The following is a 248-nucleotide window of genomic DNA, read 5'->3' on the forward strand; positions in this document are numbered from 1 at the left end:
GACGATGCCCGCGGTCGTATTTGCCGTTGGCCTGGTCCCACCACGTCCAGGCATCGCCGTAGATCTGGATGCCCGACGCGGCACGGGCGAAGGGCACGCACTGGCCAACGTAATCGAGCAGCGATCTGGCATGGGCGGGAAACGCTGCGCCGAGCGAGGCGGCGACCAGCAGCGCCGCCGCCGTGAGGCGGAGGAGGCGACGGCTGAAAGGGCGGGCGCGGCGCATGCGCGACGGGCTAGCCCGAAAT

General features: G+C 70.6%; 1 protein-coding gene. It reads right to left on the bottom strand.

The window, feature by feature from the left end; translation table 11 throughout:
- Nucleotides 1-226 (bottom strand): CHAP domain-containing protein (locus tag AC0IYH_RS33205; RefSeq protein WP_471838655.1); only part of this gene is annotated, 226 nt, incomplete at its 3' end.
- Between the last annotated feature and the right edge of the window lie 22 nt (nt 227-248).

It is taken from the genome of Pseudomonas sp. AC463, from assembly GCF_979253585.1.